This is a genomic window from Pseudomonas sp. p99-361 (assembly GCF_003935475.1).
Classification (GTDB): domain Bacteria; phylum Pseudomonadota; class Gammaproteobacteria; order Pseudomonadales; family Pseudomonadaceae; genus Aquipseudomonas; species Aquipseudomonas juntendi.
The window spans coordinates 1-23,717 of sequence record NZ_RHQO01000038.1 but is presented as its reverse complement, the minus strand read 5'-3'; the positions used below and the strand labels follow the sequence as shown (position 1 = coordinate 23,717).

The window sequence follows — 23,717 nt, the reverse complement described above, 5'->3', positions numbered from 1 at the left end:
CCGTGAATGTTGTTGTTATCGGGTTAGGCTAGCGGCTTACCACAGCGCCACGCTGTAGCTCACCAGCAGCCGCACTTCGTCGGCATCGCGGGCGAGGTTGGAGCGGAATGTGGCGTTGCGCAAACGCACGGCCACGTTCTTCAACGGGCCGCTTTGTACGACGTACTTCATTTCGGTGTCGCGTTCCCACTCTTTGCCTTCGCCACCGGCGGCGCGGCTGACATTGTCGCCGCTGATGTAGCGGGTCATGAAGGTCAGGCCGGGCACGCCCAGGGCGGCGAAGTTGTAGTCGTAGCGCGCCTGCCAGGACCGCTCGTCCTTGCCTGCGAAGTCGTTGATCTGCACGAAGTTGACCAGGTAGGGGTCGGCGCCATCCACATAAGGGAACGCGCTGTCGCCCGACAATTGCTGCCACGCGCCACTGACCTTGTGCCCACCCAGGGCGTAGCTGAGCATGCCGTTGAACGTGGTGTTGTCGATGTTGCCGGCCTTGGCGGCACCGGCGTCGTCGCTGATGGCCAGGCGCAGGTCGGCACCGAGGGTGCCTGGGCCCCACGGCTGGGTGGCGACCATGCCGATGAAGTGCTGGCGGTAGATATCGTCGAGCTGGGCGAAGTGATAGCTGCCGGTGATACGGTCGGTGAACTGGTAGTCGAGCCCACCCAGGGCCAGGTGATCGGCGCTGAACGAACCACCGAAGCGGCCATTCTTGTTGTTCAGGGCCAGGTCTTCCCAATTGGTGTCGTTACGGTCCTTGGCTTTGTCCAGGCGCCCGCCAGTGAACGTCAGGCCCTTTATTTCCTTCGAGGTGAGCAGGCCGCCTTCGAAGGTTTGCGGCAGGATCCGGCCGTCGTTCGGTTGCAGGGTCGGCAGCTCGGGGATCAGCGTGCCGATCTTCAGTTCGGTCTGGGAGACCTTGACCTTGCCGGTCAGGCCCAGCTTGGAGTATTCGTCGGCAGCCTTGCCGTCATCGTGGGTCGGCAGCAGGCCGGTGTCGGTGCGGTCCGGGCTGGAGTCGAGCTTGATACCGAGCATGCCCAGCGCGTCCACGCCGAAGCCTACGGTGCCATCGGTGTAGCCGGACTCGAAGTTGAGCATGAAGCCCTGGGCCCATTCATCGCGCTTGGATTGTTGCGCGCTGGTGCCGTCGCGGAAATCGCGGTTGAAGTACATGTTGCGGGTTTCGAAGGTGGCCGTGCTGTCTTCGAAGAAGGCGGCCTGGCTCAGCGGGGCGACACCGGCGAGCGCCAGGGCGCTGGCGAGGGTGCTGGGGCGTGAGGCAAAGGAACGGGTAGGCGCAAACGCCTGCGGCTGTGCTGACAGCATCGTCGGTGACTCCGTTTATTGTTCTTATTCGTTGCACCTTGCTGGTGCTTTTTTCGGTGCGAGGCGCGACCGTAGGGCGATGCTAGGCAACGAACCTTTCGCTAACCTTTCAACCTGAAAGGTTGCCACAAGGGGCTTCACAGGCCCGGCGACAGCGGTACACTCCGCGCCATTGCCCCAGCCGAGAGGGAGAAACCGATGCGTGTGCTGCTGGTCGAAGACCACCTGCAACTGGCCGAAAGCGTGGCCTTGGCCTTGAAAAGCCTGGGCCTGACCGTGGATGTGCTGCATGACGGCGTGGCCGCCGACCTGGCCCTGGCCAGCGAAGAATACGCAGTGGCCGTGCTGGATGTCGGCTTGCCGCGCATGGATGGCTTTGAAGTGCTGGCGCGTTTGCGTGGGCGTGGCAAGACCCTGCCGGTGTTGATGCTGACCGCCCGCAGCGACGTCAAGGACCGGGTCCACGGCCTGAACCTGGGGGCCGATGACTACCTGGCCAAGCCGTTCGAGCTGACCGAGCTGGAAGCCCGGGTCAAAGCCCTGCTGCGGCGCAGCGTGCTCGGTGGGGAGCGCCAGCAGCGCTGCGGGCCGTTGGTGTACGACCTCGATACCCGGCGTTTTGCCCTTGGCGACGACAACCTGACCCTGACCTCCCGTGAGCAGAGTGTGCTGGAGGCGCTGATCGCCCGCCCGGGCCGGGTGATGAGCAAGGAACAGCTGGCCGCCCAGGTCTTCGGCCTGGACGAGGAGGCCAGCCCCGATGCCATCGAAATCTACATCCACCGCTTGCGCAAGAAGCTCGACGGCCAGCCGGTAGCCATCGTCACCTTCCGCGGCCTGGGCTACCTGCTAGAGCACCGCGATGCGTGACAATGGCAGCCTGCGCGGGCGCTTGATGGGCAACCTCGCGTTGCTGCTGGTGGTGCTGATGCTGGCCAGCGGCCTGAGCGCCTACTGGAATGGTCGCGAGGCTGCCGATACCGCCTACGACCGTACCCTGCTGGCTTCGGCACGGACCATCGCCGCGGGGCTGTCGCAGCGCGATGGCTCGCTGAGCGCCGACGTGCCTTACGTGGCGCTGGACACCTTCGCCTACGACAGCGCCGGGCGCATTTACTACACCGTGCTCGATATCCAGCAGCGGCTGATTTCCGGTTACGAGAACCTGCCGCCACCGCCGCCAGGCACGCCCCGCACCGACGATTACCCGGCGCTGGCGCGGTTCTACAACGCCACCTACCTGGGCCAGGACGTGCGCGTGGTCAGTTTGCTCAAGGCAGTGAGCGAGCCGAACATGAATGGCATGGCGGAAATCCGGGTGGCCGAGACCGAGGAGGCGCGGGTGAGCATGGCCCGCGGATTGATGGCCGATACCTTGCTGCGCCTGGGCATGCTGGCGCTGGCGGCGCTGGTGATGGTGTGGTTCGCCGTCAGTGCGGCGCTGCGGCCGCTGGAGCGCCTGCGCACAGCGGTGGAGGAGCGCCAGCCCGACGACCTGCGGGCGCTGCCGGTGGTGCAGGTGCAGCGTGAGTTGGGCCCATTGGTGCGTGCCTTGAACCATTTCACTGAACGCCTGCGTGGCCAGTTCGAGCGCCAGGCGCAGTTCATTGCCGATGCCGCGCACGAACTGCGCACGCCGCTGGCGGCCTTGAAGGCGCGCGTCGAGTTGGGCCTGCGCTCGCCAGAGCCGCAGGCGTGGCGGGAAACGTTGGAGTCTGCCGCCCAGGGCACCGACAGGTTGACCCACCTGGCCAACCAGTTGCTGTCATTGGCACGGGTGGAGAACGGCGCGCGGGCGATTGCCGAGGGCGGTGCGCAGCGCCTGGACTTGAGCCAACTGGCCCGGGAGCTGGGCATGGCCATGGCGCCCCTGGCGCACAAGCGCGGCGTTGCGCTGGCGCTGGAGGCCGAGGCGCCGGTCTGGTTGAAGGGCGAGCCGACGTTGCTCAACGAGCTGTTGAGCAACCTGGTGGACAATGCCCTGGCGCATACACCGCAGGGCGGCAATGTGATCATTCGCGTGCTGGCCCCGGCCGTGCTGGAGGTGGAAGACGACGGGCCGGGCATTCCCGAGGCTGAGCGCGAGCGGGTCTTCGAGCGGTTCTACCGGCGCAGTGCGCAGGGCAGCGGGTTGGGGCTGGCCATCGTGGGCGAGATCTGCCGTGCGCACCTGGCGCAGGTGAGCCTGCATGATGGCGCGAAGGGCGGGTTGCGGGTACGGGTGAGTTTTATCGCGGACTGACGCGGTGCCTGTGCTGGCCCACCGCCGGCCAGCGCAGGTTTGAGCGGGTCAGCGCAACATGCTCCGCGCCTCAAGCAGCTCTTCCACCTCAAGTTCGGTACCGAACGGCAAGCCCAGGTGGCGGTACGCCGGCAGCGCCGCCAACGGCCGCTGGCGCCCACGTTGGCTGATGCAACGCGCTATCTGCACGATGTCGATGTAGTCGACCGTGTCAGTCTGGCGGTCCAGGTCCTGAACCTGCGAGGGCAGGTTGACCAATTGCTCCGGAAACTCCCACGCCTTGAGAATCTTGTCACCCAACGCCGGCTGGATCTGCTCGATCACATAATGCAGGCACACCGGATCGGACAGCAGTTCGTTGTGCTCTTCGGCGTAGATCAGCACGGGTAGCGCGCCAATCTGGTTGACCAGCCCACCCAGGGTCGCCTGCTCAGGTTTGAGCTGGGTGTAGCGGCGCGTGATTTCGTAACTGATGCCTGCCACTTCCAGGCTGTTGGCCCAGATTTCCCGCAATTTTTGTTCTACGGCCGACGAGCGGGCGTGGAAAATCTGCTCGATGACCAGGCCGATGGCGAGGTTGCAGCTGTAGTTGATGCCCAGGCGCGTGATGGCGGTGTGCAGGTCGGTCACTTCTACCGCCGCGCGCAGCAGTGGGCTGTTGACGACCTTGATCAGGCGCGCCGAAAGCGCCGCATCACGGCCGATCACCTTGCTCAGGGCCGCTACGCTGATCTCGCTGTCTTCTGCCGCCTCACGGATGCTCAAGGCAACTTCGGGCAGGGTCGGCAGGACCAGGTCATCCTTTTCGATGGCATCGAGCAACTGTGCTTGAACCATCTCGGCCAGCTTGTTCATGGGCGTGTCTACCGCAGTGGTGGTGCGGCCCCGCCACGCGGGCGGGGCAGGCTGGTCAGCGCTGGATTTCCCGGTCGCGGTCCAGTTCGTAAGGCAGGGTCAGCACCTGCAGGCGTGGGCCTTCCAGGCTGCCCAGGTGCAGGTTGTCGTCCTCTACCGCCTCGGCACTCAGCACGGCGAGCAATTCGCAGCCGGCACCGTTGCTGGCGGCCAGCACCACTTCACCGACCGACGAGCCGTGGGTGGGCGAGAAGATTTCCGCCCCCGGCGCCGGAACGGCGGCCTGGTCCAGCGCCAGGCGGTACTGACGGCGCTTGAGCTTGCCCAGGTACTGCATGCGCGCGACGATTTCCTGGCCGGTGTAGCAGCCCTTCTTGAAGCTGACGCCATCGACGGCTTGCAGGTTGATCATCTGGGGAATGAACAGCTCGCGGGTCGGCCCCATGACCTGACCGATGCCGGCGCGGACCTGGCCGAGCAGCCAGTCGTTGAGGCTGCCTTCGGGCAGGGCGGCGGCGAGGGCCTGGCGCACGGGCTCGGCGTTGTCCGCCGCTACCCACAGCTCTACGCGGCCGGCGGACACGGTGATCGCGATCAGCCCGGCCTGGCGCACGGTGCTGCCCGCGGCGCTGGGCAGGTCGATCCCCAGTGCTTGCAGTGCCGCTTCGCCCCCTTGCAGGCCGAAGCGTGCCCAGGCGCTGCTCTCATCGGTGAGCGTGGCCTTTGAAAACACGGCGTACTTCTTCAGGTCGGCCAATTGCGCCTCGAGCAGCTCGCTGGCCATGGCCAGCAGGTAGCCGTTGCCTTCGGGCAGGATACGGAAGCTCGACTGCATGCGCCCCTTGACCATGCAGCGGGCGCCGAGGCCGGCATGGTCCTGGCTGAGATAGTTGATGTTGCAGGTCAGCTGGCCTTGCAGGAACTTGCCTGCATCGGAGCCGCGGACGGCGAGGATGCCCTCGTGGGACAGGGGGCAGAAGAAAGCGGAATCGGCCATGGGTCATCGCGGTGGCTAAAGACTGGCGGCCATCATAGAACGCCGGTAACAAAATAGGTAGGTGAGTAGACCAACGCCCGGTGCCGCTGCGCTCGCCTGGCTGTATACTGGCGGGCCATTCGAGGAGGGCCCCATGGTCGAACAAACTGAACTCAACCGGCTGTTCTGGCACAGCCGCCGCGGCATGCTGGAACTGGACGTGCTGCTGGTGCCTTTCACCCAGGAAGTCTACCCCACCCTCAACGAGGCCGACCGCGAACTGTATGTGCGCCTGTTGAGCTGCGAGGATCAGGACATGTTCGGCTGGTTCATGGAGCGCACCGAGTCTGAAGACCCGGAGCTGCAGCGCATGGTTCGCATCATTCTGGACCGTGTCCAGCCCAAGTGAGTGTTATGAGTGCCGCTGGCAGGGCTCGCGCCGGCTGCTGGCTGTCTACCTGGCATGCCAGGGGGTAGCCTGGCTTGCCGCGTGGGCAAGCGCGCTGCCAGCCTGGCTGGCGTTTACCCTCATCATTGCCTGCCTTGCCCACGCTGCCTGGGCGCTTCCCCGCCGTATTCTGTTGACCCATGAACAGGCCGTTACCGGCTTGCGCCGTGATGTGCGCGGCTGGCAGGTGTACACCCGTGGTGGTGGCTGGCAGCCGGTGCGGCTGTGCCGGGACAGCATGGCCCTGCCTGGGTTGGTGGTGGTGCGCTTTGAGCGCGCCGGGCGCTGGTTGGGGCAAAGCCAGTGTATACCGCCGGATGCCCTGGGCGCGGATGAGCATCGGCGGTTGCGGGTGCGGTTGAAATTCAGCCGGCGGCGCTGGGGCGGGGTGGGTGCAAGTCAGGGCTGACGGGTGTTCGCCGTGGCAGTTATGGCGCCTGTGGCATCGAGCGCCGCCCGTGCGGCGCATCGCGAGCTGCGCTCGCTCCTACGTTTGTTTCGGGCCAATGATGCCTGTGCCGGGCGCGCGCGATCGCCTTGTTCGTACGACGCGATATCGAGCCATGCACCAAGGCGCTCGCGCGCAAATCCAACAGGCATCATTGGCCCGAAACAAACGTAGGAGCGAGCGCAGCTCGCGATGCGCCGCGCGGGCGGCGCTCGATACCCCAGGCGCTGCAGCGCTCAGGCCGGGCTGAGCACCGTGTCCTTTGCTTCGTCCAGCATGCCCGGGTAGTCCAGGGTGTAATGCAAGCCGCGGCTCTCCTTGCGCTGCATCGCCGACAGGATCATCAGCTCGGCCACCTGTGCCAGGTTGCGCAGTTCGATCAGGTCGCGGCTGACCTTGTAGTTACTGTAGAACTCGTCGATTTCATCCAGCAGCAACCGAATGCGGTGCTGCGCCCGCTGCAGGCGCTTGCTGGTGCGCACGATACCCACGTAGTCCCACATGAACCGCCGCAACTCGTCCCAGTTGTGCGCGATGATCACGTCCTCGTCCGAATCGGTCACCTGGCTGGCATCCCAACCCGGCAGAGCCCTTGGCATGCTCACCTGCTGCAGGTTGGCCTCGATGTCGGCAGCCGCGGCGCGGCCATACACAAAACACTCCAGCAGTGAGTTGCTGGCCATGCGGTTGGCGCCATGCAGGCCCGTGAAACTGGTTTCGCCAATCGCGTACAAACCCGGCACATCGGTGTGGCCGCGGTCGTCGACCATTACCCCGCCGCAGGTGTAGTGCGCGGCAGGCACCACCGGAATCGGCTGGCGGGTGATGTCGATGCCAAACGCCAGGCACCGCTCGTACACGGTGGGGAAGTGGCCCTTGATGAACTCGGCTGGCTTGTGGGTGATGTCCAGGTACACGCAGTCCACACCCAGGCGCTTCATTTCGTGGTCGATGGCGCGGGCGACGATATCGCGGGGCGCCAGTTCCTCGCGCGGGTCGAAACGTGGCATGAAACGCTCGCCATTGGGCAGGCGCAGCAGGGCGCCCTCGCCACGCAGGGCCTCGGTGATCAGGAAGCTCTTGGCCTGCGGGTGATACAGGCAGGTCGGGTGGAACTGGTTGAACTCCAGGTTCGCCACCCGGCAACCGGCCCGCCAGGCCATGGCAATGCCGTCGCCACACGCGCCGTCGGGGTTGCTGGTGTAGAGGTAGACCTTGGCCGCGCCGCCAGTGGCCAGCACGGTGAAGCGTGCCCCGAAGGTGTCGACCTCACCACTGTTGCGGTTGAGCACATAGGCGCCCAGGCAGCGCTCGCCGGGCAGGCCCAGGCGCCGCTCGGTGATCAGGTCGACTGCCACGCGCTGTTCCAGCAGCTCGATATTCGGGCGCGAGCGGGCCTGCTTGAGCAGCGTGGTGAAAATGGCGGCACCGGTCGCATCGGCGGCGTGGATGATCCGCCGGTGGCTATGGCCGCCCTCGCGGGTAAGGTGGAACTCGAAGCCGCCATCGTCGACGCTGTAGTGCTCGTCGCGGGTAAACGGTACGCCTTGTTCGATCAGCCACTGTATGGCCTCGCGGCTGTGTTCGACAGTAAAGCGTACGGCGTCTTCATGGCACAGGCCGCCGCCGGCATTGAGGGTATCCTCCACATGCGACTGCACTGTGTCGGTATTGTCCAGCACCGCAGCGACACCGCCCTGGGCCCAGAAGGTCGAGCCATTGGCCAGGTCGCCCTTGCTCAGCACGGCGATGCGCAGGTGGCTGGGGAGGTTGAGTGCCAGGCTGAGACCGGCGGCACCGCTGCCGATCACCAGGACATCATGTTGGAATTGTTGGCTCATGTCGGGACACTAGTAATCTTTGGAGGGGGCGCGGCACAATAGCCACGCGCAGGTGGCATAGTGAAACTATTGTTCGCTCGACCGGGCTGCCTTTATAGCAGCCCCCGGTGGCCAATTTCCATGCCAGCTGCCAGCGTGGCCAACCTTTGTGGGAACTTTCCGACATGGCCGGAAATCCTATGAAGGTTGCCCGCACGCCACAAATTGCCGCGGCGACGCAGGGCGGCAGGCCTGTCCCGGCTGTCCCTGCGTACACGTAACCTGATTATCGACGAAGCCGGCGATGACCGTGCCTCGTCTTCCGTGCAAGCCGACCAAGGGCTGCAGGAAACTTGCTTGGAGGGGAGAACTTTTGCGAAAAGCCCGAGTCTATGGTTGCAAGCCTGAGCGATGGCTGTTGCAACGCTCCTTCGAGTTCACTGAGGAGTGTTCATGCTAACCCAGGAAGAGGATCAGCAACTTGTCGAGCGCGTGCAGCGCGGCGACAGGCGAGCGTTCGATCTGTTGGTGCTGAAGTATCAGCACAAGATTCTCGGGTTGATCGTGCGGTTCGTTCACGATACCCACGAGGCCCAGGATGTTGCGCAGGAAGCCTTTATCAAGGCCTACCGTGCACTTGGCAATTTCCGCGGCGACAGTGCGTTTTACACGTGGCTGTACCGCATCGCCATCAACACGGCGAAGAACTACCTGGTGTCCCGTGGAAGACGGCCGCCAGACAGCGATGTCAGCTCCGAGGATGCGGAGTTTTACGACGGCGATCATGGCCTCAAGGATCTTGAGTCTCCAGAGCGCTCGTTGTTGCGGGATGAGATCGAAGGCACCGTCCATCGCACCATCCAGCAACTGCCCGAAGACCTGCGCACGGCGCTTACCCTGCGTGAGTTCGATGGCCTGAGTTACGAAGACATTGCCAGTGTCATGCAATGTCCGGTGGGTACCGTGCGCTCTCGAATCTTCCGCGCTCGGGAGGCCATAGACAAAGCCCTGCAACCGTTGTTGCAGGAAACCTGAGACAGCGGCGACAGCCAAGAGAGGAACCGCCATGAGTCGTGAAGCTTTGCAGGAATCGCTGTCCGCGGTAATGGATAACGAAGCGGACGAACTGGAATTGCGTCGGGTGTTGAACGCCGTCGACGAAGCCGAAACCCGTGCCACCTGGTCCCGTTACCAGGTAGCCCGCGCAGCCATGCACAAGGAGTTGCTGCTGCCCAACCTGGATATCGCCTCGGCGGTGTCTGCGGCGCTGGCCGATGAAGCCGTGCCGGCCAAGGTCAACAAGGGCCCGTGGCGCAGCATCGGCCGCCTGGCTGTGGCTGCTTCGGTCACCGTGGCCGTGCTGGCGGGTGTGCGCATGTACAACCAGGACGAGATCACTGGGGCCGAGCTGGCTGCCCAGCAGCCGGTCCAGCAGGGCGTGAGCGTGCCACAAGCACAGGGCCCTGCAGTATTGGCAGGTTACACCGAGAGCAGCGAGCAACCGACCGGGCCAATGGCCAACGGTGTGCTGCAGAACCAGGCCGGCTGGGATCAGCGTCTGCCAGGTTACCTGCGCCAGCATGCTCAGGAGTCTGCGCTCAAGGGTACTGAAACTGCACTGCCGTATGCCCGCGCTGCCAGCCTGGAAAACCGTTAAGTAAGGAGGCTCATGCGCGCGCTACCTCTCCTGACGCTGCTGTTTGGCAGCTGCATGACGGTGCCAGCGTTGGCAGCCAATTCTTCGCCCGAGGCGAGTGAATGGCTGAACAAGCTGGCACAGGCCGAGCAAAAACAGAGCTACCAAGGCGCTTTCGTCTACGAACGCAACGGTAGTTTTTCTTCCCACGATATCTGGCACAGGGTAGAGGGCGGCAAGGTCAGCGAGCGGCTATTGCAGCTCGACGGCGCTGCCGAGGAAATCGTGCGCGTGGATGGCAAGGTGGCGTGTGTCAGCGGCGCCTTGGCCAGCGGGGTTACCAGCCCTCCAGATACTGCACCGCGTGTGCTTGATCCCCTTAAGCTCATGGGTTGGTACGACCTGAGCGTGGCGGGCAAGTCACGCGTGGCCGGGCGTGACGCGGTGATTGTGACGCTCACGCCGCGCGACCAGCACCGCTATGCCTTCGAATTGCACCTGGACCGCAAGACCGGCCTGCCGCTGCGCTCCTTGATGCTCAACGACAAGGGGCAGTTGCTGGAACGCTTCCAGATGACCCGTCTCGATACAGATGACCTGCCCAGCGACAGCGACCTGCAGCCAAGCGTCGCCTGCAAGCCTGTGCAGCATGTGGCCTCGGTCAGCAATGACAACATCGCCGCCTGGCGTTCGGACTGGTTGCCGCCGGGCTTCGAACTGGTCAACAGCACCGTGCACCGCGACCCCAAGCTTGGCAGCTCGGTCAGTAGCCTGATGTACGACGATGGCCTGGCGCGCTTCTCGGTGTTCCTCGAGCCGGTCAAGGATGACGGTGGTAACGATGTGCGCACCCAGCTTGGGCCGACGTCGGCGGTTTCGCGTCGCCTGAATACGCCCAAGGGCAAGGTCATGGTGACGGTCGTCGGTGAAATCCCCCTGGGTACGGCAGAGCGTGTTGCCCTGTCCATGCGACCTCAGGATGCCCAGGCACGCCAGTAAAGGTGCCCGTTTGCGGGCCGTGCCAAAGGCAGCCGGGCATGCGCCTGAAATGAAATTAAAGCATTGTCATTTGCAATCCTGCGGCAAATTTTCTATAGGTCAGGCTTTCAGGAGCCTGGCCTTTCCTGTTTTGTGCAGGGGCCTTTCTAACTACCGCTCGTTGTGACGGGAGCCGTATGTCAATACCACGCTTGAAATCCTACCTAATGATGGTCGCCACCGTGCTGATGCTCGGCCAGGCGCTCACCGCCCAGGCCGACGAAGCCCTGCCGGACTTCACCACGCTGGTCGAGCAGGCCTCGCCCGCGGTGGTCAACATCAGCACCAAGCAGAAGCTGCCGGACCGCCGCGTCGCACAGGGCCAGATGCCGGACCTGGAAGGCCTGCCGCCGATGTTCCGCGAATTCTTCGAGCGCAACATGCCGCAACAGCCGCGCTCGCCCCGTGGCGATCGCCAGCGTGAGGCCATGTCGCTGGGCTCTGGCTTCATCATTTCCAGCGATGGCTATGTGTTGACCAACAACCATGTGGTCGCCGATGCCGACGAGATCATCGTCCGCCTGTCGGACCGCAGTGAGCTGCAGGCCAAGCTGATCGGCACCGATCCCCGTACCGACGTGGCCTTGCTCAAGGTCGATGGCAAGAACCTGCCCACCGTGAAACTGGGCGACTCCGAGAAGCTCAAGGTGGGCGAGTGGGTATTGGCCATCGGTTCGCCGTTCGGCTTCGACCATTCGGTGACCAAGGGCATCGTCAGCGCCAAGGGCCGCACCCTGCCCAACGATACCTATGTGCCGTTCATCCAGACCGACGTGGCCATCAACCCGGGTAACTCCGGTGGTCCGCTGTTCAACATGAAGGGCGAAGTGGTGGGTATCAACTCGCAGATCTTCACCCGTTCGGGCGGCTTCATGGGCCTGTCGTTCGCCATCCCGATCGATGTGGCGCTCGACGTTTCCAACCAGTTGAAGAAAGACGGCAAAGTCAGCCGCGGCTGGCTGGGCGTGGTGATTCAGGAGGTCAACAAGGACCTGGCCGAATCCTTCGGCCTCGACAAGCCGGCCGGCGCCCTGGTAGCCCAGGTGCTGGAAAACGGCCCGGCCGCCAAGGGTGGCTTGCAGGTGGGTGACGTGATCCTGAGCATGAACGGCCAGCCGATCGTCATGTCGGCCGACCTGCCGCACCTGGTCGGCAGCCTCAAGGATGGCGAGAAAGCCAAGCTGGAAATCATCCGCAACGGCAAGCGCCAGACCCTGGACGTGGCCGTGGGCGCCATGCCGGACGACGACGCCGACATCACCGCCGGTGCCGACGGCAGCACCGAGCGCAGCAGCAACCGCCTGGGTGTCGCGGTCGCCGACCTGACCGCCGAGCAGAAAAAATCCCTCGAGCTCAAGGGCGGCGTGGTGATCAAGGAAGTCCAGGATGGTCCGGCAGCGCTCATCGGCCTGCGCCCGGGTGACGTCATCAGCCACCTGAACAACCAGGCCATCGGCTCGGCCAAGGAATTCACCGAAATCGCCAAGGAACTGCCGAAGAACCGCTCGGTGTCGATGCGCGTGCTGCGTCAGGGCCGTGCCAGCTTCATCACCTTCAAGCTCGCTGAATAAGCGGCCAGGTGGGGCGAAAAGGGCAGCTTCGGCTGCCCTTTTTCATGAATATTCACAATTGACTGGCGGTTAGTTGTGTACAGTCGGGCAGAGGAATCTCCCATCTGCGAACAGCTTAAGGTACAATGCCCGGCTATTTTTCGGCGGGCGTCCGGCTCGCAGCCTTTTCGAGTGTTGACCCGTGAGTGATTTGAGTCATATCCGCAATTTCTCCATCATCGCCCACATCGACCATGGCAAGTCGACGCTGGCCGACCGTTTCATCCAGATGTGCGGTGGCCTGACGGCTCGCGAAATGGAAGCCCAGGTACTGGACTCCATGGACCTGGAGCGCGAACGCGGTATTACCATCAAGGCCCACAGCGTCACGCTGCACTACAAGGCGCAGGACGGCAAGATCTACCAGCTGAACTTCATCGACACCCCCGGCCACGTCGACTTCACCTACGAAGTCTCGCGCTCGCTGGCAGCCTGTGAAGGCGCACTGCTGGTGGTCGACGCCGGCCAGGGTGTGGAGGCCCAGTCGGTTGCCAACTGCTACACCGCCATCGAGCAGGGCCTGGAGGTCATGCCGGTCCTCAACAAGATGGACCTGCCCCAGGCCGACCCGGACCGCGTCAAGGACGAAATCGAGAAAATCATCGGTATCGACGCCACTGACGCCGTGGCCTGCAGTGCCAAGAGCGGCATGGGCGTGGACGAGGTGCTCGAGCGCCTGGTGCACTCGATCCCGGCACCCGTGGGCGAAATCGATGCGCCGCTGCAAGCGCTGATCATCGACTCCTGGTTCGACAACTACCTGGGCGTGGTCTCGCTGGTGCGCGTGCGCCAGGGGCGCGTCAAGAAGGGCGACAAGATCCTGGTCAAGTCCACCGGCAAGGTGCACCTGGTCGACAGCGTGGGGGTGTTCACCCCGAAACACACCCAGACCGCCGACCTGAAAGCCGGTGAAGTGGGCTTCATCATCGCCAGCATCAAGGACATTCACGGTGCCCCGGTAGGCGACACCCTGACCTTGTCCTCGACCCCCGAGGTCGAAGTGCTGCCAGGCTTCAAGAAAATCCAGCCGCAGGTCTACGCAGGCCTGTTCCCGGTCAGCTCCGACGACTTCGAAGACTTCCGCGATGCCCTGCAGAAGCTCACCCTGAACGATTCGTCGCTGCAGTACATGCCGGAAAGCTCCGATGCACTGGGCTTCGGTTTCCGTTGCGGCTTCCTCGGCATGCTGCACATGGAGATCATCCAGGAGCGCCTGGAGCGCGAGTACGACCTGGACCTGATCACCACCGCACCCAGCGTGATCTACGAGCTGGAGTTGAAAACCGGCGAAACTATTGTCGTCGACAACCCGTCCAAGCTCCCGGATGTTTCAGCCGTGGCCGACTTCCGCGAGCCTATCGTGACCGCGACCATTCTGGTGCCGCAGGAGCACCTGGGTAACGTGATCACCTTGTGCATCGAGAAGCGTGGTGTGCAGCGCGACATGCAGTTCCTCGGCAGCCAGGTGCAGGTGCGCTATGACATGCCGATGAACGAAGTGGTGCTGGACTTCTTCGACCGCCTCAAATCCACCAGCCGCGGCTATGCTTCGCTGGATTACCATTTTGATCGCTACCAGTCGGCCAACCTGGTCAAGCTGGACGTGCTGATCAACGGCGACAAGGTCGATGCCCTGGCATTGATCGTGCACCGCGACAACGCGGCCTACAAAGGCCGTGCGTTGACCGAGAAGATGAAGGAACTGATCCCTCGGCAGATGTTCGACGTGGCGATCCAGGCAGCCATTGGCGGCCAGATCATTGCCCGGACAACCGTCAAGGCGCTCAGAAAGAACGTACTGGCCAAGTGCTACGGTGGTGACGTCAGCCGTAAGAAGAAACTGCTGGAGAAGCAGAAGGCCGGTAAGAAACGCATGAAACAGGTGGGCAACGTGGAAATTCCACAGGAAGCCTTCCTCGCCGTGCTCAGGTTGGATAGCTAGGTCCTATGTCGCTAAATTTCCCGCTGTTGCTGGTCATTGCCGTATTCGTCTGCGGTTTGCTGGGCTTGATCGACTTGCTGTTCCTGGCCCCGCGCCGGCGTGCGGCTATTGCCAACTATCAGGGCAGCGTAAGCCAGCCTGAAATGGCGGTGGTCGAGCGCCTGAACAAGGAACCGTTGCTGGTCGAGTACGGCAAGTCGTTCTTCCCGGTGCTGTTCATCGTACTGGTACTGCGCTCGTTCCTGGTCGAGCCGTTCCAGATCCCTTCGGGGTCGATGAAACCCACTCTGGAAGTGGGCGATTTCATCCTGGTGAACAAGTTCTCCTATGGCATTCGCCTGCCGGTGATCGACAAGAAGGTCATCGAAGTGGGTGACCCGCAGCGCGGCGACGTCATGGTGTTCCGTTACCCGAGCGACCCGAACGTCAACTACATCAAGCGTGTGGTCGGCCTGCCAGGCGACGTGGTGCGTTATACCAACGACAAGCGCCTGTTCGTCAACGGCCAGCCGGTTGCCGAACAGCTGGTAGGTAGCGAGCCGGGCACCTTGGGCAGCGCCACGCTGTACAAGGAAAAGCTGGGCGAGACCGAACACCTGATCCGCAAGGAAATGAGCCGCTATCGCATGCCGCCGGACCAGCAATGGACCGTGCCGGCAGGCCACTACTTCATGATGGGCGACAACCGCGACAACTCCAACGACAGCCGTTTCTGGGATGACCCGAACATTCCCAAGGAGCTGCACGGCATGGTTCCGGACCGGAACATCGTCGGCAAGGCCTTCGCGGTATGGATGAGCTGGCCGGAACCCAAGCTCAGTCACCTGCCCAACCTGTCGCGGGTCGGTTTGATCCATTGATACCCATCGGCGCTGTCCAGCAGACAGCGCCGAATGCATTTCTGACATAGGCTGTGTTCTCAGGGATCGGGAGATTCGCCGCACATCACGCGGCGGGCCACAGCCAAACAGTCTTTCAGGATGTTGATTTGAACAACGCGTTAAATAACCAACGGGTGGCCGCATGAGTGCTTCCCTTGCCCGTCTGGAGCGAAAGCTCGGCTACACCTTCAAGAACCAGGACCAGATGCTCCTGGCGCTGACCCATCGCAGTTACGCCGGGCGCAACAACGAGCGCCTGGAGTTCCTGGGTGACGCCATTCTCAACTTCGTCGCCGGTGAAGCGCTGTTCGAGCGTTTTCCGCAGGCCCGCGAAGGCCAGCTGTCGCGCCTACGGGCGCGGCTGGTCAAGGGCGAAACCCTGGCCCGCCTGGCCCGTGGCTTCGACCTTGGTGAGTACCTGCGCCTGGGGTCCGGCGAGCTCAAGAGCGGTGGTTTTCGCCGCGAGTCGATCCTTGCCGATGCGCTGGAAGCACTGATTGGCGCCATTTACCTGGACGCCGACATGGAAACCGCCCGCGAGCGCGTGCTGGCCTGGCTGGCCAATGAGTTCGAGGGCCTGACCCTGGTCGACACCAACAAGGACCCGAAAACCCGCCTGCAAGAGTTCCTGCAGTCGCGCAGCTGCGAGCTGCCGCGCTACGAAGTGGTGGATATCCAGGGCGAGCCGCACTGCCGCACCTTCTTCGTCGAATGCGAAGTGGTGCTGCTGAACAACAAGAGCCGTGGCCAAGGCGTTAGTCGGCGTATTGCCGAGCAAGTTGCCGCTGCGTCTGCACTGATCGCCCTGGGCGTGGAGAATGGCAATGACTGAGAGCAACCCGACCCGCTGCGGCTATGTAGCCATTGTCGGCCGCCCGAACGTGGGCAAGTCGACCCTGCTCAACCACATCCTCGGCCAGAAGCTGGCGATTACCTCGCGCAAGCCGCAGACCACCCGCCACAACATGCTCGGCATCAAGACCGAAGGTGATGTGCAGGCGATCTACGTCGATACCCCTGGCATGCACAAGGCCAACGACAAGGCCCTGAACCGCTACATGAACCGCAATGCTTCGGCGGCCTTGAAAGACGTCGATGTGGTGATCTTCGTGGTCGACCGTACCAAGTGGACCGACGAGGACCAACTGGTGCTGGAGCGCGTGCAGTACGTGACCGGGCCGCTGATCATCGCGGTCAACAAGACCGACCGCATGGAAGAGAAGGCCGAGCTGATCCCGCACCTGCAATGGCTGCAGGAGCAGTTGCCGAACGCCGAGGTGATGCCGATTTCTGCGCAGCAGGGCCATAACCTCGAGGCGCTGGAAGCGCAGATCGCCAAGCACCTGCCGGAAAATGACCACTTCTTCCCGGAAGACCAGATCACCGACCGCAGCAGCCGTTTCCTGGCGGCCGAACTGGTGCGCGAGAAGATCATGCGCCAGCTGGGGGCTGAGTTGCCTTACCAGATCACCGTGGAGATCGAGGAATTCAAGCAGCAGGGGCACGTGCTGCACATCCACGCGCTGATCCTGGTTGAGCGCGATGGCCAGAAAAAGATCATCATTGGCGACAAGGGCGAGCGCATCAAGCGCATCGGCTCCGAGGCACGCAAAGACATGGAAGTGCTGTTCGACTCCAAGGTCATGCTCAACCTGTGGGTCAAGGTGAAAGGTGGCTGGTCCGACGATGAGCGCGCGTTGCGTTCACTGGGTTACGGCGACCTCTAAGCAATACTGTTGGGGCCGCGGTGCGGCCCATCGCCGGCAAGCCAGCTGCCACAGGTACTGCACAAGCCCTGGGGCGATGCGGTCGGTGTGGGAGCTGGCTTGCCGGCGATGGGCTGCACAGCCGCCCCACTATGCGGTTTTCCTGGCGACAGGGAACGAGTGATCTCCCATGGAACAACCTGTCGGCCAGCCAGCCTATGTGCTGCACAGCCGCGCCTACAAGGAAACCAGTGCGCTGGTGGACTTTTTCACCCCGCAGGGCCGCATGCGTGCGGTACTGCGCCGTGCGCGCGGCAAGGGTGGCAGCCTGGTACGGCCGTTCGTGCCGCTGGAGCTCGAACTGCGCGGGCGTGGCGAGCTGAAGAATGTCGGGCGCATGGACAGCGCCGGCATCGCCGCCTGGTTGCATGGCGATGCACTGTTCAGCGGGCTGTACCTCAACGAGTTGCTGATGCGCCTGCTGCCTGCCGAGGCGCCATCCGTGGCCCTTTTCGAGCACTACACACTCACCCTGCAGGCCCTGGCCGAGGGGCGCCCGCTGGAACCGCTGCTGCGTTCGTTCGAATGGCGGCTGCTCGATGAGCTTGGTTACGCGTTTTCCCTGAGCCAGGACGTCAACGACCACCCCATTGCCGCCGATGGCCTGTACCGCTTGCGCGTGGACGCAGGCCTGGAACGGGTCGAGCTGGCGCAACCTGGCTTGTTCCGCGGCACCGAGCTGCTGGCCCTGGCGCAAGCCGATTGGAGCGCGGACGGTGCCTTGCTCGCCGCCAAGCGCCTGATGCGCCAGGCCCTGGCCGTTCACCTGGGCGGCAAGCCACTGGTCAGCCGGGAACTGTTTCGCAAGCGCTGATCACGACGTATGCTGTGGGCCTCAATCTTCAGGAGAGCCTTTCGTGACTCACAGCAACCGCATGCTTCTTGGCGTCAACATCGACCACGTGGCAACCCTGCGCCAGGCCCGCGGCACGCGTTACCCTGACCCGGTCAAGGCTGCCCTGGATGCCGAGGAAGCAGGCGCCGACGGCATTACCGTGCACCTGCGCGAAGATCGCCGGCACATTCAGGAGCGCGACGTGGTGCTGCTCAAGGACGTGCTGCAGACGCGCATGAACTTCGAAATGGGCGTCACCGAAGAGATGATGGCCTTTGCCGAGAAAATTCGCCCGGCGCACATCTGCCTGGTACCTGAAACCCGTCAGGAGCTGACCACCGAAGGTGGCCTGGACGTGGCCGGGCAGGAGGCACGGATCAAGGCGGCGGTCGAACGCCTGGCACGCACTGGCGCCGAAGTGTCGCTGTTCATCGATGCTGACGAGCGGCAGATCGAGGCCGCACGCCGGGTCGGCGCCCCCGCCATCGAGCTGCACACCGGGCGCTATGCCGACGCGCAAACCCCAGCCGAGGTGGCCGATGAGCTGCGGCGCATTGTCGACGGTGTGGCGTTTGGCGTGGGTCAGGGGCTGATCGTCAATGCCGGCCATGGCCTGCATTACCACAACGTCGAGGCTGTGGCGGCGATCAAGGGCATCAATGAGCTGAACATTGGCCACGCATTGGTGGCGCATGCCCTGTTCGTGGGCTTCAAGGCTGCTGTGGCCGAGATGAAGGCCCTGATCGTCGCGGCTTCGCGCTGATCTGTCAGTTGCCTGTACCTGCCTATCCGCGGGTACAGGCGGCCGATCACTCGGCAGGAAACACCAGGGTAAAGCGGGTCGGCCCCGAGGGGCTGCTGCTCACCTCAACCCGCCCCCCGTGCAGTTGCATGATCGATTTGACGATCGCCAGCCCCAAGCCGGTCCCGCCCTCCAACCGCGAGCGCCCCGAACCCACCCGGTAAAAGCGTTCGAACAGCTGTGGCTGCTCAGCCGCAGCGATGCCTGGGCCACGGTTCTGCACAGATAGCCGTATTTCGTTGCCTGTACGCTGGATATGCAAGTCGACCGGTTCACCCTCAGGGCTGTGCCGTATGGCATTGCTCAACAGGTTCGACAGCGCCCGTTGAACCATCAACCGGTCGCCCAACGCCGTGCCCCAACCCTGCACCCGCAGCGCTGCGCCTTTGAGCTCGGCACTGAAGGCGAACAGCTCGACTACCCGGGCAGTCTCGTCGGCCAACGCCAAGGGCTTGAGCGCCACCTGGGTTTGCGGTTGGCTGACCTGGGCGAGAAACAGCATGTCATTGATGATGCGGTTGAGCCGGGTCAGCTCCTCGATACTGTCTTCCAGCACCTCCCGGTAGTTGGCGTTCTCCCGTTCGCGTGTCAGGGTCACCTGGGCCTTGCCCATCAGGTTGCTCAAGGGGGTACGCAGTTCGTGCGCCAAGTCGTCGGAGAACTGCGCGAGCTGGCTGACACCCTGATCGAGGCGGTCGAGCATCACGTTGATGCTGCGCGCGAGTTCAGCCAGTTCCAGTGGCAGGCCGCTGGCGGGCAGGCGATGCTGCAGGTCCTGGGCCGAAACCTGGCCAGCGATGCGCCGGAAATGGCGCAGGGGCTTGAGGCCGCGCTGCATCAGCCACCAGGCCCCCGCGCCAATCAGCAGCAGCAGCAGTGGCAGCGCCAGCAGGGTTGAGTGCAGGTACGCCTGCAACAGGGCGTTATCGTCGGCGCGGTTGAGCGACATCAGCACCTTGACCGGGGTGTTGTCACGCAGGCGCATCAACCGGCTGACGGTCAGGATCTGGTTGCCGCTGCTGTCGCGCCAGGCGTGAAAGGCCAGGCGTTCGTCGGTGGGCAGCTCAGCGACGCGCGAGTCCAGTGCCGGCCCCAGGCTGAGCAGGTGCGGGTGGCGGCTTTCCTGCGCCAGTACGCTGAGGCTGAGGTTGTCGTGCCCCATCACCAGGTCGAGCAGGGGGTGGGCCCTGGTGCCCAGGTCCTCGCTGCGCAGATCGACGCGCAGGTTGTGCTCGACCTGCAGCATCTTGCGCGCCAGGTCCTTGCGTGCGCGGCTGTCCAGCTCGTGATCCAGGGCGAACACGGCCAGGCAGGCCAGCAACAACACCAGCGCAGCGCCCATCAGCGTGACGCTAAGGCCCAGGCGCAAAGAGAGGCTGGTAGTCTTCAAAAACGCGCCTCCAGCACGTAACCGACACCGCGCAGGGTGTGGATCAGTTTGGTGTCGAACGGGTCATCGATCTTGGCGCGCAGGCGCCGGATCGAGACCTCCACCACATTGGTGTCGCAATCGAAATTCATGTCCCACACCAGTGAGATGATCTGCGTGCGCGACAGTACTTCACCGGTCTGTCGCATCAGCAGGTGGAGCAGGGCGAACTCCTTGGCGGTCAGGTCGATGCGTTGCCCGGCGCGATAGGCGCGGTGGCGGCCCGGGTCCAGCTCAAGGTCGGCGACCCGCAGGGTACTGGGTTGCAGTTGCTGGTCGTTGCGGCGCAGCAGGCTGCGAATGCGCGCCAGCAGTTCAGGGAACTCAAAGGGTTTGAGCAGGTAGTCATCGGCGCCCAGGTCCAGGCCCTTTACCCGGTCGGCCAGGCGGCCATGGGCGGTCAGCATCATGATGCGCGTGGCCGATTCGGCACGCAGGCGCTGAAGCACGGTCCAGCCATCGAGCTCGGGCAGGTTGACGTCGAGGATGACCAGGTCGTACGGGTGCTGGCGTGCCAGGTGCAGGCCGTCGGTGCCGGTATGGGCGCAGTCGACCACATAGCCGTTTTCGCGCAGCCCTTGCTGCAGGTAATCGGCGGTACGCAGCTCGTCCTCGATGATCAGTAGGCGCATGGGTTGGCTCGGTGTGGTGAAAAGGGGGCGATTCTCGACCCTTTAGTGACATCAGGGTCAAGGCGCAGGATGTTACGGCATGCGTTAGCGGCCGAGGCGTAGATAACGGATTTGTAATGCGGGTGTTATCTGGCTGTCCGTTGCGGCGCCGGCACATTGCAGGACTGTAATCCGCGCCTCACCTTGCTGTTAGCCAGCCCCTGCGACCATGGCCTGACTGATCGGCTACCACGAGGCAACCCCGATGAACCTGACCAAATACCTACTGTTGGCCACCCTTGCCCTGGGCAGCGCCAGTGTCTACGCCGAGGGCGGTGCGGAGCGCTCCAGGCAGTTCTGGCAAGCGTTCCGCGAAGACCAGCAGCGCCTGCACGGCGACAAGCAGCAGGCCGTGGCCGAGCGCGAGCGCAAGGCGCAAGAGAAGGCCCGTGAGGTGGCCAAGGATTGAGTCGCAACAGCGGCGCCGGCACTGCTCCCCGGCGTTGCTGTCTTCAGGCGCCCGCATGGGTAATGCCTGTCAGTTAAGCGTTAATGGGGCTGCTTTGCAGCCCTTCGCGGGCACGCCCGCGAAGGGTCGCAAAGCGGCCCCAAATTACTTAACTGACAGGCATTACCCCTATGGGCGCTTTTTTTATTTGCGCGCCAGCAGGGTGGCCCGGCGTGGTGCGGGCAGGCCTTCGATGGTCTTGCTGTGGTCGTTCGGGTCGAGGAAGTCAGCCAAGGACTGGTAACGCATCCAGTCGGTGCTGCGCTGCTCTTCAATGCTGGTCACACTCACGTCGACGCAGCGTACGTCGCTGAAGCCGGCACGGCGCAACCAGCGCGCCAACGCCGGTACCGAAGGCAGGTACCAGACATTGCGCATCTGTGCGTAGCGGTCTTCGGGCACCAGCACCTGGTTTTCATCACCCTCGACCACCAGGGTTTCCAGTACCAGCTCCCCCCCTTTGACCAGGCAGTCTTTCAGCGCCAGCAGGTGCTCGATGGGCGAGCGGCGGTGGTAGAACACGCCCATGGAAAACACCGTATCGAACCCTTCCAGGTTGGCCGGCAGTTCTTCGAGCGCGAAAGGCAGGTGCCAGGCGGGCAGTTCCGGCAGGTATTGCTGCACCGCCTGGAACTGGCAGAAAAACAGCCAGTTGGGGTCGACGCCGATCACCATGTCGGCGCCCGCACCGAGCATGCGCCACTGGTAGTAGCCGTTGCCACAACCGACATCGAGCACACGTTTGCCCTTGAGATCCAGGTGGGGGGCCACGCGAGACCACTTCCAGTCGGAACGCCATTCGGTGTCGACGTGCACGCCGAACAGGTCGAACGGGCCTTTGCGCCAAGGTGACAGGCCCATCAAGGCCTGGCGCATCTGTGCACGGGTGGCCGCGTCGCAGTCGCAGTCCAGGCGCAGGCCGTTGACCAGGTCGACTTCACTCGGTTGCACGGCGGGCAAGGCTTCCAGCGCACCGCGCCAGCGGTCCAGGTCACCGTGGCCCTTTTCCAGCTTGGCTTGCAGTTGCGCTTGCAGGCCTTGCGACCAGGAAGCCAGGGGGGTAGCCGCCAGGCGGCGGACCAGGGAAGACAGATCGATCATGGCAGGGCTATCAACGAGGCGAAGTTAAGGCATTGGAACCACGGCACCACTTTCGAGAAGCCGGCGGCAAGCAGGCGCTCCTGGTGGGTTTCGAGGGTATCGGGGCGCATCACATTTTCAATGGCGCTGCGTTTCTGGGCGATTTCGAGTTCGCTGTAACCGTTGGCCCGCTTGAAGTCCAGGTGCAGCTCATTGAGCAGGTCCTGGGCTTGTTCATCGGCGAAGCGCAGTTTTTCCGACAGGATCAACGCACCGCCGGGCAGCAGTGCCTGGCGGATGCGGGCAAGCAGTGCCAGGCGTTGGTCGGGGGCGATGAATTGCAGGGTGAAGTTCATCGCCACCACCGAGGCGGGCTCGAAAGGGAGGGCGAGGATATCGGCTTCGAGCACCTGTACCGGCAACAGCTCCTGAAACATCGAGTCTTGGGCGGTGAGGTACTGGCGGCAGCGCTCGACCATGGCGGCGGAGTTGTCGACCGCGATCACCCGGCAGCCATCGCTGCGCACATGCCGGCGCAGCGACTGGGTGACCGCACCCAGCGATGCGCCCAGGTCGTAAAGGGCGGTATGCGGCTGGGCAAAGCGTGCGGCCAGCACACCGAGGTTTTCCACGATGGTTGGATACCCCGGCACCGAGCGCTTGATCATGTCTGGGAACACGCGCACCACGTCCTCGTTGAAGACGAAGTCGGGCACTTGCTCCAGGGGTTGGGCAAAAAGGCGGTCGGGTTGTTTGCTCACGGCGGATCCAGGCTGCGGGTGGTAGGCAAGGGCGGCATTCTAGCCAAACCGCGGCCTGGATGCATGATTGGCTGACCGGCGCTGCAGCTCAGTTGACCCGAAGGGCGCAATCGAAGGTTTGCACGGGCGCGACGTCGGTGGCCCAAGGCTGCTGGTAGACCAGCACCAGCTTGCCTTCACCCCGGGCGTGGGCCTGGTAGCGCCAGGTGGACAAACCCGAGCTGCCGACCATGCCTGTGTCGTCTGGCGCGCTGTAGACCTCGGGGCCAAGGCTGTGCAGTACACCGGCTGCCGGCTCCTGCACACGCCAACGGTAGCCGGTAGAGGGGTTGCTGGGCAGGCTCAGCGTGAGGTTCTGGCCAACCTGCAGGCGGATGGGGCACTCGCTTTCGGCGTCCAGTTCGACGGGTTGAGTGGGTTGCTGGGCGCAGGCGCCCAGCAGGGCGAAGCTCAGGGGAACGAGCAGACGAGGGGCGGTCATGTTGGCTCCGGAGGCTGGCGATGGCCTGAGGATAACCGATGATCAAGGAAATTTGTGGGGCTTGTGCCTGATGCCGGTCAGTCAAGCGGTTGGGGCCGCTGTGCGGCCCATCGCCGGCAAGCCGGGCTTCCACAGGGATCGCGTCAGGGCTGACAGGTGTTTGCCACAAGGTATGGCAGCGCCTGTTAGAGCGAGCGCCGCCCGCGCGGCGCAATCGCGAGC

Annotated in this window: 24 protein-coding genes; 15 read left to right on the top strand and 9 right to left on the bottom strand. The window is 63.7% G+C overall.

Annotation, left to right across the window (positions count from 1 at the left end; translation table 11 throughout):
- Nucleotides 1-36: 36 nt before the first annotated feature.
- Nucleotides 37-1,326, bottom strand: coding sequence for an OprD family porin (locus tag EGJ22_RS16975; RefSeq protein WP_009684775.1), 1,290 nt, complete (start codon nucleotides 1,324-1,326; stop codon nucleotides 37-39).
- Nucleotides 1,327-1,524: 198 nt separating this feature from the next.
- Here EGJ22_RS16975 and EGJ22_RS16970 point away from each other — a divergent pair, with 198 nt between their 5' ends.
- Together EGJ22_RS16970 and EGJ22_RS16965 are read left to right on the top strand one after the other, a co-directional pair.
- Nucleotides 1,525-2,196 (top strand): response regulator, encoded by a 672-nt coding sequence (locus tag EGJ22_RS16970; protein WP_009684774.1) that lies wholly within the window; start codon nucleotides 1,525-1,527, stop codon nucleotides 2,194-2,196.
- Nucleotides 2,189-3,568, top strand: a complete 1,380-nt coding sequence (locus tag EGJ22_RS16965) for a sensor histidine kinase (RefSeq protein WP_009684773.1) — start codon at nucleotides 2,189-2,191, stop codon at nucleotides 3,566-3,568. Before EGJ22_RS16970 ends, EGJ22_RS16965 begins: the two co-directional genes overlap by 8 nt.
- Before the next feature lie 48 nt (nucleotides 3,569-3,616).
- On the opposite strand, the gene EGJ22_RS16960 is transcribed toward EGJ22_RS16965, so the two are convergent.
- Both EGJ22_RS16960 and EGJ22_RS16955 read right to left on the bottom strand, forming a co-directional pair.
- Nucleotides 3,617-4,423: an HDOD domain-containing protein gene (locus EGJ22_RS16960; protein WP_029886132.1), complete on the bottom strand. Its 807-nt coding sequence runs from the start codon at nucleotides 4,421-4,423 to the stop codon at nucleotides 3,617-3,619.
- A gap of 55 nt (nucleotides 4,424-4,478) precedes the next feature.
- Nucleotides 4,479-5,420 carry a folate-binding protein YgfZ gene (locus EGJ22_RS16955; protein WP_029886133.1) on the bottom strand — a complete coding sequence of 314 codons (942 nt, stop codon included), beginning with the start codon at nucleotides 5,418-5,420 and terminating at the stop codon, nucleotides 4,479-4,481.
- Between the two features lie 133 nt (nucleotides 5,421-5,553).
- Between EGJ22_RS16955 and EGJ22_RS16950 the strand changes: the two genes are divergently transcribed.
- Complete coding sequence (locus EGJ22_RS16950; protein WP_009684770.1) at nucleotides 5,554-5,808, top strand: succinate dehydrogenase assembly factor 2; 255 nt, start codon at nucleotides 5,554-5,556, stop codon at nucleotides 5,806-5,808.
- The gene (locus EGJ22_RS16945; protein ID WP_064314584.1) at nucleotides 5,792-6,256 is read left to right on the top strand and encodes a protein YgfX; all 465 of its coding nucleotides are present in this window, start codon (nucleotides 5,792-5,794) and stop codon (nucleotides 6,254-6,256) included. Before EGJ22_RS16950 ends, EGJ22_RS16945 begins: the two co-directional genes overlap by 17 nt.
- A 275-nt stretch (nucleotides 6,257-6,531) precedes the next feature.
- Here EGJ22_RS16945 and nadB read toward each other — a convergent pair whose 3' ends face one another.
- Nucleotides 6,532-8,136 carry an L-aspartate oxidase gene (gene nadB, locus EGJ22_RS16940; RefSeq protein WP_029886112.1) on the bottom strand — a complete coding sequence of 535 codons (1,605 nt, stop codon included), beginning with the start codon at nucleotides 8,134-8,136 and terminating at the stop codon, nucleotides 6,532-6,534.
- A 432-nt stretch (nucleotides 8,137-8,568) separates the two neighbouring features.
- On the opposite strand from nadB, the gene rpoE reads away from it, so the two are divergent.
- From rpoE to pdxJ, 10 genes are all read left to right on the top strand, one after another.
- A complete protein-coding gene (gene rpoE, locus EGJ22_RS16935; RefSeq protein ID WP_003252049.1) occupies nucleotides 8,569-9,150 on the top strand; it encodes an RNA polymerase sigma factor RpoE in 582 nt (193 codons plus the stop codon).
- Between the two features lie 31 nt (nucleotides 9,151-9,181).
- The gene (locus tag EGJ22_RS16930) at nucleotides 9,182-9,772 is read left to right on the top strand and encodes a sigma-E factor negative regulatory protein (RefSeq protein ID WP_029886111.1); all 591 of its coding nucleotides are present in this window, start codon (nucleotides 9,182-9,184) and stop codon (nucleotides 9,770-9,772) included.
- A gap of 12 nt (nucleotides 9,773-9,784) precedes the next feature.
- Complete coding sequence (locus EGJ22_RS16925; RefSeq protein WP_029886110.1) at nucleotides 9,785-10,750, top strand: MucB/RseB C-terminal domain-containing protein; 966 nt, start codon at nucleotides 9,785-9,787, stop codon at nucleotides 10,748-10,750.
- Nucleotides 10,751-10,926: 176 nt separating this feature from the next.
- Nucleotides 10,927-12,360 carry a DegQ family serine endoprotease gene (locus EGJ22_RS16920; RefSeq protein ID WP_029886109.1) on the top strand — a complete coding sequence of 478 codons (1,434 nt, stop codon included), beginning with the start codon at nucleotides 10,927-10,929 and terminating at the stop codon, nucleotides 12,358-12,360.
- Nucleotides 12,361-12,541: 181 nt separating this feature from the next.
- Nucleotides 12,542-14,341, top strand: a complete 1,800-nt coding sequence (gene lepA, locus EGJ22_RS16915) for a translation elongation factor 4 (RefSeq protein ID WP_029886108.1) — start codon at nucleotides 12,542-12,544, stop codon at nucleotides 14,339-14,341.
- A gap of 5 nt (nucleotides 14,342-14,346) precedes the next feature.
- Complete coding sequence (lepB, locus tag EGJ22_RS16910) at nucleotides 14,347-15,201, top strand: signal peptidase I (RefSeq protein WP_009684762.1); 855 nt, start codon at nucleotides 14,347-14,349, stop codon at nucleotides 15,199-15,201.
- Nucleotides 15,202-15,364: 163 nt separating this feature from the next.
- Nucleotides 15,365-16,054, top strand: coding sequence for a ribonuclease III (gene rnc, locus EGJ22_RS16905; protein WP_009684761.1), 690 nt, complete (start codon nucleotides 15,365-15,367; stop codon nucleotides 16,052-16,054).
- Complete coding sequence (gene era / locus EGJ22_RS16900) at nucleotides 16,047-16,949, top strand: GTPase Era (RefSeq protein ID WP_029886107.1); 903 nt, start codon at nucleotides 16,047-16,049, stop codon at nucleotides 16,947-16,949. Before rnc ends, era begins: the two co-directional genes overlap by 8 nt.
- 169 nt (nucleotides 16,950-17,118) lie before the next feature.
- Nucleotides 17,119-17,802, top strand: a complete 684-nt coding sequence (gene recO / locus EGJ22_RS16895; protein WP_029886106.1) for a DNA repair protein RecO — start codon at nucleotides 17,119-17,121, stop codon at nucleotides 17,800-17,802.
- Between the two features lie 61 nt (nucleotides 17,803-17,863).
- A complete protein-coding gene (gene pdxJ / locus EGJ22_RS16890) occupies nucleotides 17,864-18,586 on the top strand; it encodes a pyridoxine 5'-phosphate synthase (protein WP_220464566.1) in 723 nt (240 codons plus the stop codon).
- Between the two features lie 46 nt (nucleotides 18,587-18,632).
- Here the strand turns inward: pdxJ and EGJ22_RS16885 are convergent, their stop codons facing one another.
- Both EGJ22_RS16885 and EGJ22_RS16880 read right to left on the bottom strand, forming a co-directional pair.
- Complete coding sequence (locus tag EGJ22_RS16885) at nucleotides 18,633-20,015, bottom strand: heavy metal sensor histidine kinase (protein WP_029886104.1); 1,383 nt, start codon at nucleotides 20,013-20,015, stop codon at nucleotides 18,633-18,635.
- A complete protein-coding gene (locus EGJ22_RS16880; protein ID WP_009684757.1) occupies nucleotides 20,012-20,686 on the bottom strand; it encodes a heavy metal response regulator transcription factor in 675 nt (224 codons plus the stop codon). The genes EGJ22_RS16885 and EGJ22_RS16880 overlap by 4 nt, the downstream gene beginning before the upstream one ends.
- Before the next feature lie 244 nt (nucleotides 20,687-20,930).
- On the opposite strand from EGJ22_RS16880, the gene EGJ22_RS16875 reads away from it, so the two are divergent.
- Nucleotides 20,931-21,134, top strand: a complete 204-nt coding sequence (locus EGJ22_RS16875) for a hypothetical protein (protein WP_009684756.1) — start codon at nucleotides 20,931-20,933, stop codon at nucleotides 21,132-21,134.
- A 183-nt stretch (nucleotides 21,135-21,317) separates the two neighbouring features.
- Here the strand turns inward: EGJ22_RS16875 and cmoB are convergent, their stop codons facing one another.
- The 3 genes from cmoB to EGJ22_RS16860 form a co-directional block, all read right to left on the bottom strand.
- Nucleotides 21,318-22,274, bottom strand: a complete 957-nt coding sequence (cmoB, locus tag EGJ22_RS16870; protein ID WP_029886103.1) for a tRNA 5-methoxyuridine(34)/uridine 5-oxyacetic acid(34) synthase CmoB — start codon at nucleotides 22,272-22,274, stop codon at nucleotides 21,318-21,320.
- Nucleotides 22,271-23,014 (bottom strand): carboxy-S-adenosyl-L-methionine synthase CmoA, encoded by a 744-nt coding sequence (cmoA, locus tag EGJ22_RS16865; protein ID WP_009684753.1) that lies wholly within the window; start codon nucleotides 23,012-23,014, stop codon nucleotides 22,271-22,273. Before cmoA ends, cmoB begins: the two co-directional genes overlap by 4 nt.
- A gap of 88 nt (nucleotides 23,015-23,102) precedes the next feature.
- Complete coding sequence (locus tag EGJ22_RS16860; protein WP_029886102.1) at nucleotides 23,103-23,495, bottom strand: protease inhibitor I42 family protein; 393 nt, start codon at nucleotides 23,493-23,495, stop codon at nucleotides 23,103-23,105.
- Nucleotides 23,496-23,717 lie beyond the last annotated feature (222 nt).